17 protein-coding genes are annotated in these 16,581 nt (G+C 73.5%); 10 read left to right on the plus strand and 7 right to left on the minus strand.

All coding sequences use genetic code 11. The annotated features are described in order from the left end of the window. Nucleotides 1–10 precede the first annotated feature (10 nt). Nucleotides 11–1,255, plus strand: coding sequence for a sensor histidine kinase (locus tag ACYVJ4_RS02815; RefSeq protein ID WP_460458585.1), 1,245 nt, complete (start codon nt 11–13; stop codon nt 1,253–1,255). 77 nt (nt 1,256–1,332) lie between these two features. On the opposite strand, the gene ACYVJ4_RS02820 is transcribed toward ACYVJ4_RS02815, so the two are convergent. Continuing rightward, a complete protein-coding gene (locus ACYVJ4_RS02820) occupies nt 1,333–1,845 on the minus strand; it encodes a GtrA family protein (protein WP_460458586.1) in 513 nt (170 codons plus the stop codon). 106 nt (nt 1,846–1,951) lie between these two features. On the opposite strand from ACYVJ4_RS02820, the gene ACYVJ4_RS02825 reads away from it, so the two are divergent. Genes ACYVJ4_RS02825 through galE form a run of 5 tightly spaced genes read left to right on the plus strand, consistent with a single transcriptional unit; the run spans nt 1,952 to nt 5,615 of the window. Continuing rightward, a complete protein-coding gene (locus tag ACYVJ4_RS02825; RefSeq protein WP_460458587.1) occupies nt 1,952–3,136 on the plus strand; it encodes a 5-(carboxyamino)imidazole ribonucleotide synthase in 1,185 nt (394 codons plus the stop codon). Next, a complete protein-coding gene (gene purE, locus ACYVJ4_RS02830; RefSeq protein ID WP_460458588.1) occupies nt 3,133–3,675 on the plus strand; it encodes a 5-(carboxyamino)imidazole ribonucleotide mutase in 543 nt (180 codons plus the stop codon). Before ACYVJ4_RS02825 ends, purE begins: the two co-directional genes overlap by 4 nt. A gap of 19 nt (nt 3,676–3,694) precedes the next feature. Beyond that, entirely contained in the window at nt 3,695–4,147 is a 453-nt protein-coding gene (locus ACYVJ4_RS02835) for an SRPBCC family protein (RefSeq protein WP_460458589.1), read from the plus strand. 10 nt (nt 4,148–4,157) lie between these two features. Further along, nucleotides 4,158–4,616 (plus strand): hypothetical protein, encoded by a 459-nt coding sequence (locus ACYVJ4_RS02840; RefSeq protein ID WP_460458590.1) that lies wholly within the window; start codon nt 4,158–4,160, stop codon nt 4,614–4,616. Between the two features lie 9 nt (nt 4,617–4,625). Then, nucleotides 4,626–5,615 (plus strand): UDP-glucose 4-epimerase GalE, encoded by a 990-nt coding sequence (gene galE / locus ACYVJ4_RS02845; protein WP_460458591.1) that lies wholly within the window; start codon nt 4,626–4,628, stop codon nt 5,613–5,615. A 3-nt stretch (nt 5,616–5,618) separates the two neighbouring features. Here the strand turns inward: galE and ACYVJ4_RS02850 are convergent, their stop codons facing one another. Beyond that, entirely contained in the window at nt 5,619–6,050 is a 432-nt protein-coding gene (locus ACYVJ4_RS02850; protein ID WP_460458592.1) for a CoA-binding protein, read from the minus strand. Between the two features lie 70 nt (nt 6,051–6,120). Here ACYVJ4_RS02850 and ACYVJ4_RS02855 point away from each other — a divergent pair, with 70 nt between their 5' ends. The 4 genes from ACYVJ4_RS02855 to ACYVJ4_RS02870 all read left to right on the plus strand — a co-directional run bounded on the left by ACYVJ4_RS02855 (nt 6,121) and on the right by ACYVJ4_RS02870 (nt 10,949). Further along, entirely contained in the window at nt 6,121–7,110 is a 990-nt protein-coding gene (locus tag ACYVJ4_RS02855) for an LLM class F420-dependent oxidoreductase (protein ID WP_460458593.1), read from the plus strand. Nucleotides 7,111–7,132: 22 nt separating this feature from the next. Continuing rightward, complete coding sequence (locus tag ACYVJ4_RS02860; RefSeq protein WP_460458594.1) at nt 7,133–8,287, plus strand: acyl-CoA dehydrogenase family protein; 1,155 nt, start codon at nt 7,133–7,135, stop codon at nt 8,285–8,287. Nucleotides 8,288–8,420: 133 nt separating this feature from the next. Continuing rightward, on the plus strand, nt 8,421–9,854 hold the full coding sequence (locus tag ACYVJ4_RS02865) for an LCP family protein (RefSeq protein WP_460458595.1): 1,434 nt from the start codon (nt 8,421–8,423) through the stop codon (nt 9,852–9,854). An 84-nt stretch (nt 9,855–9,938) separates the two neighbouring features. Beyond that, nucleotides 9,939–10,949: a glycosyltransferase family 2 protein gene (locus ACYVJ4_RS02870; RefSeq protein ID WP_460458596.1), complete on the plus strand. Its 1,011-nt coding sequence runs from the start codon at nt 9,939–9,941 to the stop codon at nt 10,947–10,949. A gap of 96 nt (nt 10,950–11,045) precedes the next feature. Here the strand turns inward: ACYVJ4_RS02870 and ACYVJ4_RS02875 are convergent, their stop codons facing one another. From ACYVJ4_RS02875 to ACYVJ4_RS02895, 5 genes are all read right to left on the minus strand, one after another. Then, on the minus strand, nt 11,046–12,158 hold the full coding sequence (locus ACYVJ4_RS02875; protein ID WP_460458597.1) for a glycosyltransferase: 1,113 nt from the start codon (nt 12,156–12,158) through the stop codon (nt 11,046–11,048). Between the two features lie 7 nt (nt 12,159–12,165). Continuing rightward, nucleotides 12,166–13,053: an ABC transporter ATP-binding protein gene (locus ACYVJ4_RS02880; protein WP_460458598.1), complete on the minus strand. Its 888-nt coding sequence runs from the start codon at nt 13,051–13,053 to the stop codon at nt 12,166–12,168. Then, nucleotides 13,046–13,936 (minus strand): ABC transporter permease, encoded by an 891-nt coding sequence (locus ACYVJ4_RS02885; RefSeq protein WP_460458599.1) that lies wholly within the window; start codon nt 13,934–13,936, stop codon nt 13,046–13,048. The genes ACYVJ4_RS02880 and ACYVJ4_RS02885 overlap by 8 nt, the downstream gene beginning before the upstream one ends. Next, nucleotides 13,933–15,192 carry a nucleotide sugar dehydrogenase gene (locus ACYVJ4_RS02890; protein WP_460458600.1) on the minus strand — a complete coding sequence of 420 codons (1,260 nt, stop codon included), beginning with the start codon at nt 15,190–15,192 and terminating at the stop codon, nt 13,933–13,935. Before ACYVJ4_RS02890 ends, ACYVJ4_RS02885 begins: the two co-directional genes overlap by 4 nt. Before the next feature lie 13 nt (nt 15,193–15,205). After that, on the minus strand, nt 15,206–16,581 hold a 1,376-nt coding region (locus ACYVJ4_RS02895; RefSeq protein ID WP_460458601.1), incomplete at its 5' end, for a glycosyltransferase family 4 protein.

A 16,581-nucleotide genomic window follows, 5' to 3' on the forward strand; every position in this document is an offset into this window, starting at 1 on the left:
GGACCGCGCGGTGCGTGCCCGCCTGCTCCGTTCGTCGCTGATCGCGGCGGCGGTCGGCGTGCTGCTCGTGGGCCTGCCGGTGCTCGCCCTGGCCGGGTGGGAGACCGGTCGGCAGACCGAGCACGACCTCGGCCAGCGCGCCGATGACATCCTGGTGGTGCTGCAGGCGCGGCGCGACGAACCGCTGGCCGACCTGCGCGGGCAGGTGATGTCGGTGCTCGCGGGCGGCCGGCGCGGCGGGCAGATGCACGCCGTCGTCCTGACGCCCGAGGGCCGGCTCGACGTCGGGCCGACGCCGGACGGGCCGGTGATCCAGCGCCAGCGGCTGGACGGCCAGACCACGGTGACCGTCGAGCTCGCGCAGTCCGAGCTGCAGGCGGACGTCGCCCAGCTGGCCCTGGTGATCCTCGCGCTGTCGGTCGTGGCCTTCGTTCTCGCCGTCGCCACGGCGCTGCTGCAGGCGCGCCGCCTGGTCGCACCTCTCGCCGTCCTGGCCGACAACGCCGACCGGCTCGGCCGCGGCGAGTCGCGCCTGCGGGCGGTGCGCAGCGGCGTCCCCGAGCTCGACCGGGTGGCGGCCGGCCTGGCCCGCAGCGCCGAGTCGATGGCCGCGGCGCTCGCGGCCGAGCGCGACTTCGCCTCCGACGCCAGCCACCAGCTGCGCACGCCGCTCACGGCGCTGTCGATGCGGCTGGAGGAGATCTCGACCAGCCAGGACCTCGACGAGGTGCAGGAGGAGGCGCGGATCGCGCTCAACCAGGTCGAGCGGCTGACCCAGGTGGTCGACTCGCTGCTCGCGCGCTCGCGCCGCACCCGCCGGACGACGATCGCGCCGCTCGAGCTCAAGATCGTGCTGGACCAGCAGATCGAGGAGTGGTCGCCGGCGTTCCGCGAGAAGCGGCGGCGGCTGGTGCTGCAGCCGGTCGAGCCGGTGCGGGTGGTGGCGACGCCGGGCGCGCTCACCCAGGTGCTGGCGACGCTCGTCGAGAACAGCCTGCAGCACGGGCAGGGCATCGCGACGATCACCGCCCGGCGCACCGGCCGCTCCGTCGTGGTCGAGGTCACCGACGAGGGCGAGGGCGTGCCCCCGTCGCTGGGCTCGCGGGTGTTCGAGCGCACGGTGAGCAGCAGCGGGAGCACCGGCCTCGGGCTGGCCCTGGCCCGCGACCTGGCCGAGGCGGACGGCGGCCGGCTCGAGCTGGTGCGGGCGCGCCCGCCGGTCTTCGCGCTGTTCCTCAACGCCGCCGCCGACTGACCTTTCCGCCGTCAGAGCCGCTTTGCGCCGCCAGGCCGCGGTCTGGACGGCGGAAAGCGGGCTGGGCGGCGGAAACGTCAGGGAGTGGGGGTGCGGTGGTGCGTGTGCTCGGCGATGACCGGGTCGGCGTCCAGCTCGGTGCGGAACACGAACGTGCGGTAGGCCCAGAAGCGGAACAGCGTGCCCAGCACGAGCCCGACGCCGTTGGCCGAGACGTTGTCGGCGCGCGCAGAGCGCAGGTCGAGGCCGTAGTGGCTGACCCACAGGCAGCCCAGCGCGATGAGCATGCCGGCCACGTTGAAGGCCACGAACAGCGCCAGCTCGTGGTGCGCCTTGGCCCGGCGCCGGTGCCGGAAGGTCCACACCCGGTTGCCGAGCCAGGCCACCACGGTCGCCGCCGTCGCCGAGATCACCTTGGCGGTGAGCGGCTTGTGCTCGAGCGGCCCGCCGTCGCCCAGGCCGAACCGCAGCAGGTTGAACAGGCCCAGGTCGACGACGAACGCGATGGCCCCGACGGCGCCGAACTTGACCATCTCGCGCACGACGACGTCCATCGTGTCGCGGGCGCGGTCGATCAGCCGACGGATCACGGGCGGGGCTCCGGGAGGGCTCGTGGACGACGCGGACGACGTCCGGCCGCGCGTGCGCCAGGGTAGCCCGCGCAACTGGGCCGGGCGCGCCCACTACGCTCGCCCCGTGGGCCAGACCTCGCCGGACGCCGTCCGCCCTCCCGGCGGCTTCCCGCTCGTCGGGGTCGTGGGCGCGGGACAGCTGGCCCGGATGATGGCGGCGCCTGCCACCGCGCTCAGCCTGGGCCTGCGCGTGCTGTCGGAGGCGCCCGACGCCAGCGCCGCCCTCGTCGTGGCCCAGGCCCCCCTCGGCGACCACACCGACCTCGACGCGCTGCGCCGCCTCGCGCGCGACTGCGACGTCGTGACGTTCGACCACGAGCACGTGCCCACCGAGCACCTGCGCGCGCTCGAGGACGACGGCGCCGTCGTCCGGCCGAGCAGCGGCGCCCTCGTGCACGCGCAGGACAAGCTGGTCATGCGCGAGCACCTGCAGGCGCTCGGCGTCCCGTGCCCGCGGTGGGCCGCCGTCCGCTCGGACGACGAGCTGCGGGCCTTCGCGGACGACGTCGGCTGGCCGCTCGTGCTGAAGACCCCGCGCGGCGGCTACGACGGCAAGGGGGTGCTGGTCGCCAAGGGCCCCGAGGACGCCGCCGGCTGGCTGGCCCGCCTGGCCCCCGGCGAGGCGCTGCTCGCCGAGGCGAAGGTGCCGTTCACTCGCGAGCTCGCGGTGCTGGTGGCGCGCAGCCCGATGGGCCAGGCCGCGGCCTGGCCCGTGGTCGAGACGGTGCAGACCGACGGGATCTGCACCGAGGTGATCGCGCCGGCACCCGACCTGGCGCCGGCGCTCGCCGCTGCCGCCACCGAGGCCGCCCTGCGGATCGCGGGCGAGCTCGACGTCACCGGCGTGATGGCCGTCGAGCTGTTCGCGGTCGAGGACGCGCCCGGCTTCGTCGTCAACGAGCTCGCGATGCGCCCGCACAACAGCGGGCACTGGACCATCGACGGCTCGGTGACGAGCCAGTTCGAGCAGCACCTGCGGGCCGTGCTCGACCTGCCGCTGGGCGACACGCGTCCGCGCGCCCGCTGGACCGTGATGGCCAACGTCCTCGGCGGCGACTACCCGGACCTCTACTCGACCTACAAGCACCTGCTCGCGCACGACCCGTCGCTCAAGGTGCACCTGTACGGCAAGTCGGTGCGGCCGGGCCGCAAGATCGGGCACGTGACGGTGTGCGGCGACGACCTCGACGACGTGCGCGAGCGGGCCCGGCACGCGGCGGACTACCTCCAGGGAGTGGTGACGGAATGAGCAGCAGCGGCACGCCGGTCGTCGGCGTCGTCATGGGCAGCGACTCGGACTGGCCGGTGATGGAGGCCGTCAGCAGCGCCCTCGACGAGTTCGACGTCGCGCACGAGGTGGACGTCGTCTCCGCCCACCGCATGCCGCGCGAGATGCTCGACTACGGCGCCTCGGCGGCCGAGCGCGGGCTGCGCGTGCTGGTGGCGGGTGCGGGCGGCGCGGCCCACCTGCCGGGGATGCTCGCATCGGTGACGCCGCTGCCCGTGATCGGCGTACCCGTGCCGTTGCAGCACCTGGACGGCATGGACTCGCTGCTGTCGATCGTGCAGATGCCGGCCGGAGTGCCGGTGGCGACGGTGTCGGTCGGCGGCGCGCGCAACGCCGGGCTGCTCGCCGTCCGCATCCTCGCCAGCGGGGACGACGAGGCCGCGAAGGCGTTGCGCGACAAGATGTCTGCCTTCCAGGTCGACCTCGGCGCCCAGGCCCGCGCCAAGGGCGAGCGCTTGCGCTCCCGGCGCTCGGGCGACGTCGGCTTCGGCGCCCGCTGACCGCTCGGCCGAGACACCCGTGACCGTCGAGCTGGTCCTGCGCACCGCGATCGCGGCGCCGGTCGAGCGCGTCTTCGCCGCCTCGCTGGACGTCGACGAGCACGTCGGGTCGATGGCGTCGTCCGGCGAGCGGGCGGTGGCCGGGGTGACCAGCGGCTCGATCGGGCTGGGGGAGAGCGTGACCTGGCGGGCGCGGCACCTGGGGGTGGTCTGGACGATGACCAGCCGGATCACCGAGCTCGAGCCCGGCGTCCGGTTCGTCGACGAGCAGGTGCGCGGGCCGTTCGCATGGTTCCGGCACGAGCACCTGTTCTCGCGCAACGGTTCTGGCACCGACATGACCGACCACGTGACGTTCCGCGCACCGCTCGGACCGCTCGGCCGCCTGGCCGAGGTCGTCGTCCTGCGGTGGTACCTGCGGCGGCTGCTGGCCTCGCGCAACCTCTACCTGCGAGAGCGCCTGCAGGACTAGCCTTCCAGCCGTGACAGACGTCGGGTGGAAGGACCTGGCCGCCCTGCTCGCCGCGGTGGTCTCCCTCGGCACGTTCGTCACCGGGCTCGGTTCCCTGACCACGCGCTCGCGCCTGCGGACCAAGCTGGCGCACGAGGTGGACATCGCCAGCAAGCTGCCCACCGGTGCGGCGCGCGCGGGTCTGGAGCAGGTGGCCGAACGGCACGCCAGCCGCTTGGTCGAGCTCGAGGACCCGGTGCTGTCGCGCCGGCGCCGCAACGGTGCGCTCGTCGTGATCGGCGCCTCCCTGTTCGGCCTGGCAGGGGCGGTCTGGACGTACCGCACCGACGGCTGGGGCGGCCTCGTCGCGGTGCTGGCGGGCGCGGCCCTGCCGGGCCTGAGCGCCCTGGCCGAGCGGGCCGAGCGGCGCAAGGCCGACCTGGACGGCCGGCCGGACGCGGCGGGCCTCGGGCCGCACCTGCCCCGATAGGCTCGCCGCATGACGTGGTTGGTGACGGGCGGGGCGGGGTACATCGGCGCGCACGTGGTGCGCGCGCTGCGGCAGGACGGCGTCGACGTCGTCGTGCTCGACGACCTGTCGACCGGTGACGCGTCGCGGATCGGCGACGTGCCGCTGGTGCAGGCGTCGCTGCTCGACCGCGAGCGCGTCGACCGCACCATCGCCGAGCACGGCGTCACCGGTGTGGTGCACATCGCGGCGAAGAAGCAGGTCGGCGAGAGCGTCGAGGACCCCTTCTACTACTACCGCCAGAACGTCCTCGGCCAGCTGGTGCTGATGGAGGCAATGCGCGACGCGGGCGTCAAGCAGTTCGTCTTCTCGTCGTCCGCGGCCACGTACGGGGCGCCCGACACCGCGCTGGTCGAGGAGAAGAGCCACCTCGAGCCGGAGTCCCCGTACGGGCAGACCAAGGTCGTCGGCGAGTGGCTCGCCCTCGACGCCGGTGTCGCGTACGGCGTGCGCTCGGTCTGCCTGCGCTACTTCAACGTCGCCGGTGCGGCCACGCCCGAGCTCGGCGACCCCGAGGCGCTCAACCTCATCCCGATGGTGTTCGAGCGGCTGACGGCCCGCCAGCAGCCGCGCATCTTCGGCGACGACTACCCGACGCCCGACGGCACCTGCATCCGCGACTACATCCACGTCGCCGACATCGCCACGGCCCACGTGGCCGCGGCGCGGCACCTCGAGCGCGACGGCGAGACCTTGCGGCTCAACATCGGCCGCGGCGTGGGGTCCTCGGTGCGCGAGGTCGTCGACATGATCGGCGAGGTCACCGGCCTGGACGTCACGCCCGAGGTGGTGGCCCGTCGTCCGGGCGACCCGCCGCGCACCGTCGCCTCGGCCGACGCCATCCAGCACCACTTGGGCTGGGAGGCGTCGTACGACCTGCGCCAGATGGTCGAGTCGGCCTGGGCCGGGTGGACGCTGCGGCACCCCGAGGTGGAGGACCTGCCGCGCGCCGCTGGCTGAGCGCTAGCGCGCCACCGCCGGGTACTCGATCTTCGGGCAGGTGTCCATGACGACGTCCAGCCCGGCGTCGTGCGCCCGCCGGGCCGCGTCCTCGTCGACGACGCCGAGCTGCAGCCACACCGCCTTGATGCCGAGCCGCTCGCGGTGGGCGATCGCGTCGTCGACGACCTCGCCGACCCGACGGCTGTTGACGAAGCAGTCGACGACGGCGACCCGCTCGCCGTCCGGGACGTCGGCCAGGGAGCGGTAGCCCTTCTCGCCCAGCGCGTCCTCGCCGCGCGGGTTCACCGGGACGACGCGCACGTCGAGCACGCGCTGCATCCACTCCGAGACGCCGTGCGCGGTGCGCTCGGGGTTGGCCGACAGGCCGACGACGGCCCAGGTGGCCGGCGTGGTGAGCAGGCGGCGGACGACGTCCGGGTCGTTGGTGTGCACGTCTCGCAGCATAAGCAGCGGCGTCGAGCAGCGCGCGCGGCCCGGCAGCACCGGTCGTAGGGTCGGCCTCATGCGATTCGGCATCTTCGTCCCGCAGGGCTGGCGCCTCGACCTCGTCGGGGTCGACCCGGTCGACGACTGGCCCACGATGCTGCGCCTGGCGCAGCGCTTCGACGCCGACCCGGTGTGGGAGTCGCTGTGGGTCTTCGACCACTTCCACACCGTGCCGGTGCCGACCCAGGAGTCGACCCACGAGGCGTGGACGCTGATGGCCGCCTTCGCCGCGGCGACGTCGCGCATCCGGCTCGGCCAGATGTGCACCTGCATGGCCTACCGCAACCCGATGTACCTCGCGAAGGTCGCCGCCACCGTCGACCACGTCAGCCGCGGGCGGGTCGAGATGGGCATCGGCGCCGGCTGGTACGAGCACGAGTGGCGCGCCTACGGCTACGGGTTCCCGCGGGCCGGCGAGCGGATCGCGATGCTCGACGAGGGCGTGCAGATCATGCGCCAGGCCTGGACGGCGGGCCAGGCCACGCTGCAGGGCGAGCACTACCAGGTCGACGGGGCGATCTGCCGTCCGTTGCCGCTGCAGGACGGCGGGATCCCGCTGTGGATCGCGGGCGGCGGCGAGAAGAAGACGTTGCGCATCGCGGCCCAGCACGCGCGGTACACGAACTTCGACGGCGACCCCGACGCGTTCCGGCACAAGTCGCAGGTGCTGGCCGAGCACTGCCGCGAGGTGGGCACCGAGTTCGACGCGATCGTGCGCACCGCCAACTACAACGTGTTCGTGGGCCGCGACGACGCGGAGGTCGAGGAGCGGCTGCGCTGGTACCGCGCCCAGCGCGAGCCGCTGGTGCCGGACGAGCGGCTCGACGAGTACGTCGCGGGCCAGCGCGCCGGGCTGCTGGTGGGCACGCCCGAGCAGCTGGTCGAGCGGCTGCAGGGCATGGCGGCGGCCGGTCTCGGGTACGCGATCACCAACTTCGCCGGTGCGGCCCACGACCTGCAGGACGTCGAGCTGTTCGAGCGCGAGGTCGTGCCGGAGCTGCAGTGACTGACGGGTAACATCTGGGCTCGTGACCGACTTCGACCTGTACCGGCTCAGCGACGACCACGAGGGCCTGCGCGAGGCCGTGCGCGCCGTCGTCGAGGCGAAGGTGGCGCCCCACGCCGCGGACGTCGACGACAAGGGCGTCTTCCCGCAGGACGCCTACGACGCCCTGCGCGCGGCCGACTTCCACGCGCCGCACGTCCCGGAGGAGTACGACGGGGTCGGCGCCGACGCCCTCGCCACCTGCCTGGTGATCGAGGAGGTCGCGCGCGGGTGCGCGTCGTCGTCCCTCATCCCCGCGGTCAACAAGCTCGGCACCATGCCGCTGCTGCTCGCGGCGAGTGACGAGGTGAAGGCCAGGTACCTGCCGCCGGTGGCCAGCGGCGAGGCGATGTTCAGCTACGGGCTCTCCGAGCGCGAGGCCGGCAGCGACACCGCGAGCATGCGCTGCAAGGCCACCGAGGACGGCGACCACTTCGTCCTGAACGGCCAGAAGTCGTGGATCACCAACGCCGGCGTGAGCGAGTACTACACGGTGCTCGCCGTCACCGACCCCGACGCCCCGCGCGGCCGTGGCGTCACGGCGTTCGTCGTCGAGAAGGCGGACGAGGGCTTCACCTTCGGCGAGCCCGAGCGCAAGCTCGGCATCAAGGGCAGCCCCACCCGCGAGCTGCACTTCGACGGCTGCCGCATCCCGGCCGACCGCATGGTGGGTGCGCGCGGCGAGGGGCTGAAGATCGCGCTGCGCACGCTCGACCACACGCGCGTCACCATCGGCGCCCAGGCCGTCGGCATCGCACAGGGCGCGCTGGACGCGGCGCTCGCGTACGTCAAGGACCGCAAGCAGTTCGGCAAGGCCGTCGCCGAGTTCCAGGGCGTGCAGTTCATGCTGGCCGACATGGCGATGAAGCTCGAGGCCGCGCGCCACATGGTCTACGTCGCCGCCGCCAAGAGCGAGCGCTCGGACGCCGACCTGTCGTTCTTCGGCGCCGCCGCCAAGTGCTTCGCCTCGGACGTCGCGATGGACATCACGACCGACGCCGTCCAGCTGCTCGGCGGCGCCGGGTACGTCAAGGACTTCCCGCTCGAGCGGATGATGCGCGACGCCAAGATCACCCAGATCTACGAGGGCACCAACCAGATCCAGCGCCTCGTCATGGCCCGCCAGCTGCTCAAGTAGACCTTTCGCCCGGATCGCACCGGTTTCGAGGCTCGCTCGGGTAGTTGGCACTGCCTGGGACGGGTGGGGCGGGTGTGACACGCCCGCCGAGCGTCCCGGAGCACCCGCCCTGCGCGACCCATACTGGCGGGCGATGACGACGACCACCGCGTCCCGACCGGACGTCGACCGACGCCTCGCCGACCCGCGCTACCTGTCGCCGGTGGCGCGGCGCAACCGTGCCTTCGTGCTGCTGGTGCTGACCCTGCTGCTGCCGGGCAGCGCGCAGGCGGCCGCGGGTGGCTCGCGGCTGGGCCGGGTCGCCCTGCGCGCGTGGCTCGCGGTGGTCGGGCTCGTCGTCCTGGGCGTGGTCGGGTTCCTGCTCGACCGCAGCCTCGTCATCAACGTCATGTCGTCGTCGTGGGTGCTGCTGCTGCTCACGGGAGCGCTGGTCGTCGCGGCGCTGCTGTGGCCGTTGCTGTTCCTCGACGCCTGGCGGCAGGGTCGGCCGCGGCTGCAGAGCCAGGGCGTGCGGCGGGCCACGGCCGGCGTCACGGTCGGGCTCGTCGTCCTCACCAGCGTGCCGCTGCTGTGGGCCGCCCGGCAGGTCGACACCGGCCGCGAGCTGCTGGCCACCGCGTTCGGCGGCAACAAGCACTCGGCCGCCGCGGGCGGACGCTACAACGTGCTGCTGATGGGTGGGGACGCCGGCGCCGACCGCATCGGCGTGCGGCCCGACTCGATCACCCTGCTGAGCATCGACGTCGACACCGGCAAGCCGGTGATGTTCTCGTTCCCGCGCAACATGCAGAACATCCCGTTCCCCGACAGCTCGCCGATGCACACGGCGCTGCCGCACGGGTTCGACTGCGGCGACGACTGCCTGCTCAACGCCGTGTACACGTACGCGACCGACCACAAGGGCCTGTACCCGGCGTCGGTGAAGGACCCCGGTGCCCAGGCCACGATGGACGCCGTCTCGGCCATCTCGGGCCTGAAGATCAACTACTACGTGATGATGGACCTGCAGGGCTTCCAGGACCTCGTGGACGCCGTGGGCGGCGTCACGATCGACGTCAAGCAGCCGCTGCCGATCGGCAACGGCGGCACCCTCAAGACCGGCGTCCACACGCTGAACGGGTACCACGCGCTCTGGTACGCGCGCTCGCGTCACGCCGACAGCGACTACGCGCGCATGGCCCGCCAGCGCTGCGTCATGACCGCGATGCTCGCCCAGCTCGACCCGGCGACGGTTCTGCTGCGCTTCCAGCAGGTGGCGAAGGCGTCGGCCGGGCTGGTGAAGACGTCGATCCCGCAGGGCGACCTCGGCACGTTCGTCGACCTGTCGCTCAAGGCCCGCTCGCAACCGTTGACCAGCGTGCAGTTCGTGCCGCCGCTGACGGTGCCGTCGCACCCGGACTTCGCCGCCGTGCGCGCGAAGGTGGCCAGCACGATCAAGGCGTCGGAAGGGACGTCGACGACGTCTGCGACCAAGGGCTCGTCGAAGCCTTCGACGAGCACGCCGCGCACCAAGGCGGCCAAGGCGCGCTCGGCGCGCCAGACCGCCGCCGTCTGCTCGGCGGCCTGACCCGCCGCCTGACCGGCCCCCGTGCGGCGCCCCGGTACAGTCGACGCCGTGGTGGCCAGCTCTCCTTCTCCCGTCCCCGATGCCGTGCCCTGGCCCTCGGTGAGCGTCGTGATGACGGTGCGGGACGAGGAGCGCCACCTGGCCGAGGCGGTCGAGCGCGTGCTGCAGCAGACGTACGACGGGCCGCTCGACCTGGTGATCGCCGTCGGCCCCTCGCACGACCGAACCCGTGAGGTGGCGGACGCGCTGGCGCTCGCGCACCCCGAGCTGACGGTCATCGACAACCCGACGGGCCGCACGCCGCACGGGCTCAACGCCGCCGTCCGCGCCTGCGCCGGCGAGGTCGTGGTGCGGGTCGACGGCCACGCGATCCTGCCCGAGGGCTACGTGCGCACCGCCGTCGAGACGTTGCAGCAGACCGGAGCCGACAACGTCGGCGGGCTGATGGACGCGCGCGGGACGACGCCGTTCGAGCAGGCGGTCGCGTGCGCGATGCGCAGCAAGATCGGGGTCGGGGCCGCGAGCTTCCACGTCGGGGGCGGCGCCGGCGAGGCCGACACCGTCTACCTCGGGGTGTTCCGCCGGACGGCGCTCGAGCGGGTCGGCGGGTACGACGAGCACTTCCAGCGCGCGCAGGACTGGGAGATGAACCACCGCATCCGCGCGACGGGCGGACGCGTCTGGTTCACGCCGGACCTGAAGGTCACCTACCGGCCGCGCGACTCGGTGAGAGCCCTGGCGTCGCAGTACTTCCACTACGGGCGCTGGCGTCGGGTCGTGAGCCGGCACCACCCCGGCACCATCAACGCGCGGTACCTCGCGCCGCCGGTGACCGCCGCCGCCTGCGCGCTCGGGGTCGTGGCCAGCCCGCTGGTGCCGTGGGCGCTCGTCGTCCCCGGCGCCTACCTGGCCGGGGTGCTGGTGGGGTCGGCGGTCGTCGGGCGCGAGCTGTCGTGGCGGGCCCGGCCGTTGCTGCCCGTCGCGCTGGCCACGATGCACCTGTCCTGGGGCACCGGCTTCCTGTCGAGCCCCCGCGCGCTGTCGCGCCGTGCCGACCAGGACGTCGCCGCCGCCACCGAGGGCGCCAGCGCCTGATGACGGCTGCCGGAGCTCGTGGGTACCGGCGTGGCGACCGCGACGTGGCTGCTACCGCGACCAGGACGCGGTAGCGACGCGGGTAGCGACGGGCTCTCAGCGGCCTGACGCGGCGATGCGGCCGAGCTCGGCGACGAAGTCGGCCGACAGCCGCCGCCAGTCGAACTCCTCGGCCGCCACCCGGTAGCCGGCCGCGCCCATGGCGGCCCGACCCGCCGGGTCGGCCGCCAGCGCCTGCACCGCGTCGACCACCGCCCCGGCGTCGCCGAACGGCACGACCACGCCAGAACCGCTGCGCCGCACCAGGTCTGCGGCCAGGGGGAGCGGCGTCGTGACCACCGGCACGCCGTGCGCCATGTACTCGACGACCTTGGTCGGCATGCTGCCGCGGTAGTTCGGCTGGTCGGCGAGCAGAGACAGCCCGGCGAGCGCGCCGCCCAGGTGCGACTGCGCCTCGGCCGACGGCAGGAACCCGTGCCAGGTCAGCACGTCGTCCGCCACCGCCGCGTCGAGCAGCGCGGACGTCGAGGCGTCGGCGTTCCCGACCAGGTGCACTCGCGGGCCGTCGACGTCGGCGAGCCGGCGCGCCACCTCGACCATCTCGACCGCGCCGCGCGCCCGGGTGAGGTGCCCGACGTACACGACGCGGTCGTCGCCCGGGGGAGCGACGTGGTCCGGCACCGCCACCGTGTTCGGGACGACGACGTGCTGGCGGCCGAAGCGCTCGGCGTAGGCGTGCTCGGCCAGCAGCAGGTGGACCCGCCGCTCGGCCAGCCGCTCGACGGCCACGACGCCGCCGCGGGCCGGAGCGCGCAGCGGTCCGGGCAGCCAAGGCTTCATCGAGACCGCGGCCGCGGTGTCCTCGTGCACGTCCCACACCACCGGCGGCAGCCCGCGCACGCCGGTGGCCGCGAGCAGCAGCTCGGGGTCGTGCAGCAGCACCACGTCGTGCTCCGGTCCGCGCCCGGCGAGCAGGGCCCGGGCGGCCCGCAGCGCGCCGACCCGACGACGTCCGGCGGCCCGAGGCAGGTCGACCGGGTGCAGGCCAGGGGCCGGCGCGACGTCGGGCGGCAGCCCGTAGCCGCTGAACGGTGCGGCGTACGTGACCTGCCAGCCCGCGGCGAGCAGCGCCGCGATCTCGCGCTGGCGGATCCGGGCGTCCTGCGGGTGGTGCACGACGGTGACGACCAGCGCGCGCCGGGCGGTCACGAGCCGCTCAGCTCTGCTTCTTGGCGCCGGTGCCCTTGCTGCCCGTCGACGACTTGCCGGTGCTCTTGTTGGACTCGCCGTAGGCGTCGCAGACCTCGTCGACCGGCCCGTCCATGACGACGACGCCCTTGTCGATCCAGATGGCCCGCGTGCACATGGCCCGGATCGAGGCGAGCGAGTGCGAGACCAGGAAGATGGTGCCGGCGTCCTCGACGATCTGCGCGACCCGCTCGGCGCTGCGCGCCCGGAACTGCGCGTCACCGGTGGCCAGCGCCTCGTCGATCATCAGGACGTCGGGCGTGGCCGCGGTCGAGATGGCGAACCGCAGCCGGGCCGACATGCCGGAGGAGTAGGCCTTCATCGGCAGGTAGACGAAGTCGCCGATGCCGCTGAACTCGACGATGTCGTCGAAGCGCTCGCGCACCTGCGCCGGTGTGAGGCCGAGGGCCAGCCCGCCGATCATGATGTTGCGCTCGCCGGTGAGGTCGCTCATCAGCGCCGCGTTGACGCCGAGCAGCGACGGCTCGCCGCTGACGTACACCGAGCCCTTGGTCGGCGGGATGAGGCCGGCCACCGCGCGCAGCAGCGTGCTCTTGCCCGAGCCGTTGCGGCCGATGATGCCGATGGCCTCGCCGTGCCGGGCGACGAACGAGACCCCGCGCACGGCGGGGATCTCGACGACCGAGCCGACGTGCCCGCTCGAGCGCTGGCGCAGCCGCGCCAGGCGGCTCGGGGGAGCGCCGGTCGTGCCCTTCTTCTTGCCGCCGAACACCCGGTAGGTGATGTGCAGGTCGTCGACGACCAGCGAGGGGTCGCCCAGCGGCCGGTGCACCGGCCGGGGGCCCTCGGGCGCGTCGGCCTCGAAGTCGATGTCCTCGTCGACGTGGTCAGTCACGGCCGTAGCTCTCCTCGGCGCGCCAGAAGAGCAGGAACCCCACGAGCACGAACAGCACCGCCCAGCCGAGGCCGACGAGCCACATCGACCACACGATGGGGAACTGCTCGAGCAGGCACGAGCGCGCGAGCTGCAGGTAGACGGCCAGCGGCTGGTAGGTCATGACCTTGCCGAGCGCGCCGTGGCCGACGTAGTGGTCGACGCTGAAGAAGACGCCCGAGACGTACATGAGGATGCGCAGCGCGAACGGCAGCAGGTTCGTCAGGTCGGGGATGCGCGTGGTGACGCGGGCCATCATGAAGGCCAGCCCGGTGTTCCACAGCCAGTGCATCGCGACGGCGACCGGCAGCAGCAGCCACTCCCAGCGCGGGGCCTCGCCGGTGACCAGCACGATCAGCACCATGACGAACAGCGCTGGCGCGAGCGTGGTCAGCTCGGTCAGCACCGTGGCCGCCGGCAGCACCGCCCGGGGGAAGTGCAACGACCGCACCAGGCTCATGTTCTGCGTCAGGCAGCGCGCGCCCGCGTTGATCGAGCTGGTCGAGAAGCGGTACAGGAACACGCCCACGACGAGGAACGCCGGGAAGTTCTCGATGCCGCCGCGGGTGCCCAGCAGCACGCCGAAGATGAAGTAGTAGACCGTCGCGTTGATGAGCGGCGTCAGCACCGACCACAGCTGCCCCAGGTAGCTGCCCTGGTTGCGCGCGTAGGCCTTGGACGTCGCCAGCGTGCGGATGAAGTAGCGGAACTGCCACAGCTTGCGGACGTAGTCGACCAGGCCCGGGCGCACGCCCATCTGCGTGAGCCCGTAGCGACGCGCCAGCTCTGCGGCGTCCTGCACCTCGCCCGTGGGCGTCGTGGCGGAGGTCGTGCCCGCGGTCACAGCCGGGTGGCGCTCTCCGACGTGGACACCCCTCGGGTGTCGAAGAAGCGCTTGGAGCGCTGGGCGAGGTCGTCGACGTCGTACGACGAGTGGTTCTGCAGCAGCACCACGAGGTCGGCCTCGGCGACGGCGGTGTCGAGGTCGTCGGCGCGCTGCGGCGACAGGCCCGTGATCTTCCAGTCGGTCACGTGCGGGTCGTGGTAGCTGAGCACCGCGCCCAGGCCGGCCAGGTGGCGCGCCACCGGGACGGCGGGCGACTCGCGCTGGTCGGCGATGTCGGGCTTGTAGGTGACGCCGAGCAGCAGCACCTTCGAGCCGTTCAGGGCCAGGCCACCCTCGTTGAGGATGTTCTGCGCGCGGTGCGTGACGTACGCCGGCATCGTCGCGTTGATCTCCTGCGCGAGCTCGACGAAGCGGAACGGGTAGCCGAGCTTGGCGCGCACGTTGTGCGACAGGTAGTTCGGGTCGATCGGGATGCAGTGGCCGCCGACGCCCGGACCGGGGTAGAAGGCCTGGAACCCGAACGGCTTGCTCGACGCGCAGCGGATGACGTCCCACAGGTCGACGTCCAGCTCGTTGCAGAACCGGGCCATCTCGTTGACCAGCGCGATGTTGATGTGCCGGTAGGTGTTCTCGAGCAGCTTGGACGTCTCGGCCTCGCGGGTGCCCTTGGCGCGCACCACGGTGTCGACGAAGCGCCCGTACAGCTCGGCGGCGGCGTCGGTGCAGGCCGGGGTCTGGCCGCCGACGACCTTGGGGGTGTTGCGCATGCCGAACTTCTCGTTGCCCGGGTCGATCCGCTCGGGCGAGAAGGCGAGGTGGAAGTCCTGGCCGGCGACCAGGCCGCCGGCCTCGAGGATCGGGCGCACGACCTCGTCGGTGGTGCCGGGGTACGTGGTCGACTCCAGGACGACGAGCTGGCCCTGGTGCAGGTGGCGCGCCACCGCGCCGGTGGCCGACTCGACGGCCCGCAGGTCGGGGCCGGAGTCGTCCGAGAGCGGGGTCGGCACGCAGATGACGACGGCCTTGGCGTCGTCCAGGACGCTCTCGTCGGTGCTGGCGCTGAAGCCCTGCCCGAGCATCTCGGCGATGTCGGCGTCGGAGAGGTCGTCGACGTGCGAGCGGCCGGCGTTCAGGCCCTCGACGACCGAGGTGTTGAGGTCGAGCCCCACGACGGAGAGGCCGGATCGCGCGGCCTCCTGGGCGAGGGGCAGGCCGACGTAGCCCAGCCCGATGACCGCGAGGTCGACGTTCACCGATCGGCTCCTTCTAGCGAGAGGTGGCGGGAGGCGCGGCCCCGGTGCCGTGCCGGCCCAGACCGTCGTACAGCGCTCCGTACCAGCGTGCGGCCTGGTGCCACGTGCGGTGCTCGAGCACCCACGACCGGGCAGCCCGGCCCATGCGGTGTCGGGCGTCAGCATCGTACAGCAGGGGGATCATGGCCCCGGCGAGCGCCGAGGGGTCGTCGGGGGGCACGAGCAGCCCGGTCTCGCCGTCCGTGACGGTCTCGCGCAGCGGCGGCAGGTCGCTCGCCACCACGGGTCGGCCGCTGGCCATGGCCTCCAACGGCTTCAGCGGAGGGACGAGCCGGGTCACGGGGGTGTCGCGGCGCGTGACGCAGAACACGTCGACCGCGGTGTGGGCGAGCCGGGCGCGCTCGCGCGGCACGCGTCCGGTGAACGTGGCGCGGTCGGCGGGCAGACCCGCGGCCGCGGCCTGCTCGACGAGCGCGGCGCGCGCCGGCCCGTCGCCGACGACCAGCAGGTGCACGGGGGCGCCGTCGCGGTGCAGCTGCGCGGCCGCCTCGACCAGGACGTCGATCCCCTCGTACTCGTTGAGGGTGCTGATCACGCCCAGCACCACGGACGCCGGGTCGATGCCGAGCTCGGCGCGCAGCGCGGTGCCGTCGTCCGGCTCGGGCAGGTAGGCGTCGTCGACGGCGTTCGGCACGACGTGGACGTGGTCGGCCGGCACGCCACGGGCCAGGACGTCGTCGCGCATGCTGTGCGACAGCGTGACCACCGCGTCGGCCTGCTGCATGCACCAGGTCTCGGCGGCGCGGCCCAGCCGGTACACGTCCGACTCGGCGCTGCCGCCGCGGCTGCGCCAGGTCTCCTCGAGGAAGCCGCGCACCTCGTAGACCACCGGCAGCCCGACGCGCCGCCCGACGGCGAGGGCGACCTGGGCGTTGAGGTGCTTGCTGTGGGCGTGCAGCACCGAGGGGTCCAGCCGGCGCACGAGGGCCTCGGTGGCCCGCACGTCGTGGCGCAGCCGGTCGTCGTCCAGCGCCGGCAGCGGCCCGAACGGCAGCAGCCGGTGGTACGGCACGCCGTCGACCTCGACCTCGGCCGCGGCGGCCACCGCGCCGGCCGTGACGGGGAACCCGAGCCGGGTGGCCACGTGCACGTCGTCGCCCTGCCGCTGCTGCGCGAGCGCGATGCCCTGGGTGCGCACGGTGTACCCGGCCTGCACCTCGGGCAGCGCGTTGGTCACCAGGTGCAGCACGCGCCGGGTGCCACCGCGGGACGTCGGTCCGGCCGCCGCGGCGCCGGCCGGGGCGCTCGCCCCGGGCACCACCCCGGACGTCGCCGGCTGCAGCACCGCGAGCTCGCCCTCCACCCGCCGGCGCAGCCGCTCGCCGCGGC

It is taken from the genome of Angustibacter peucedani (assembly GCF_054779595.1).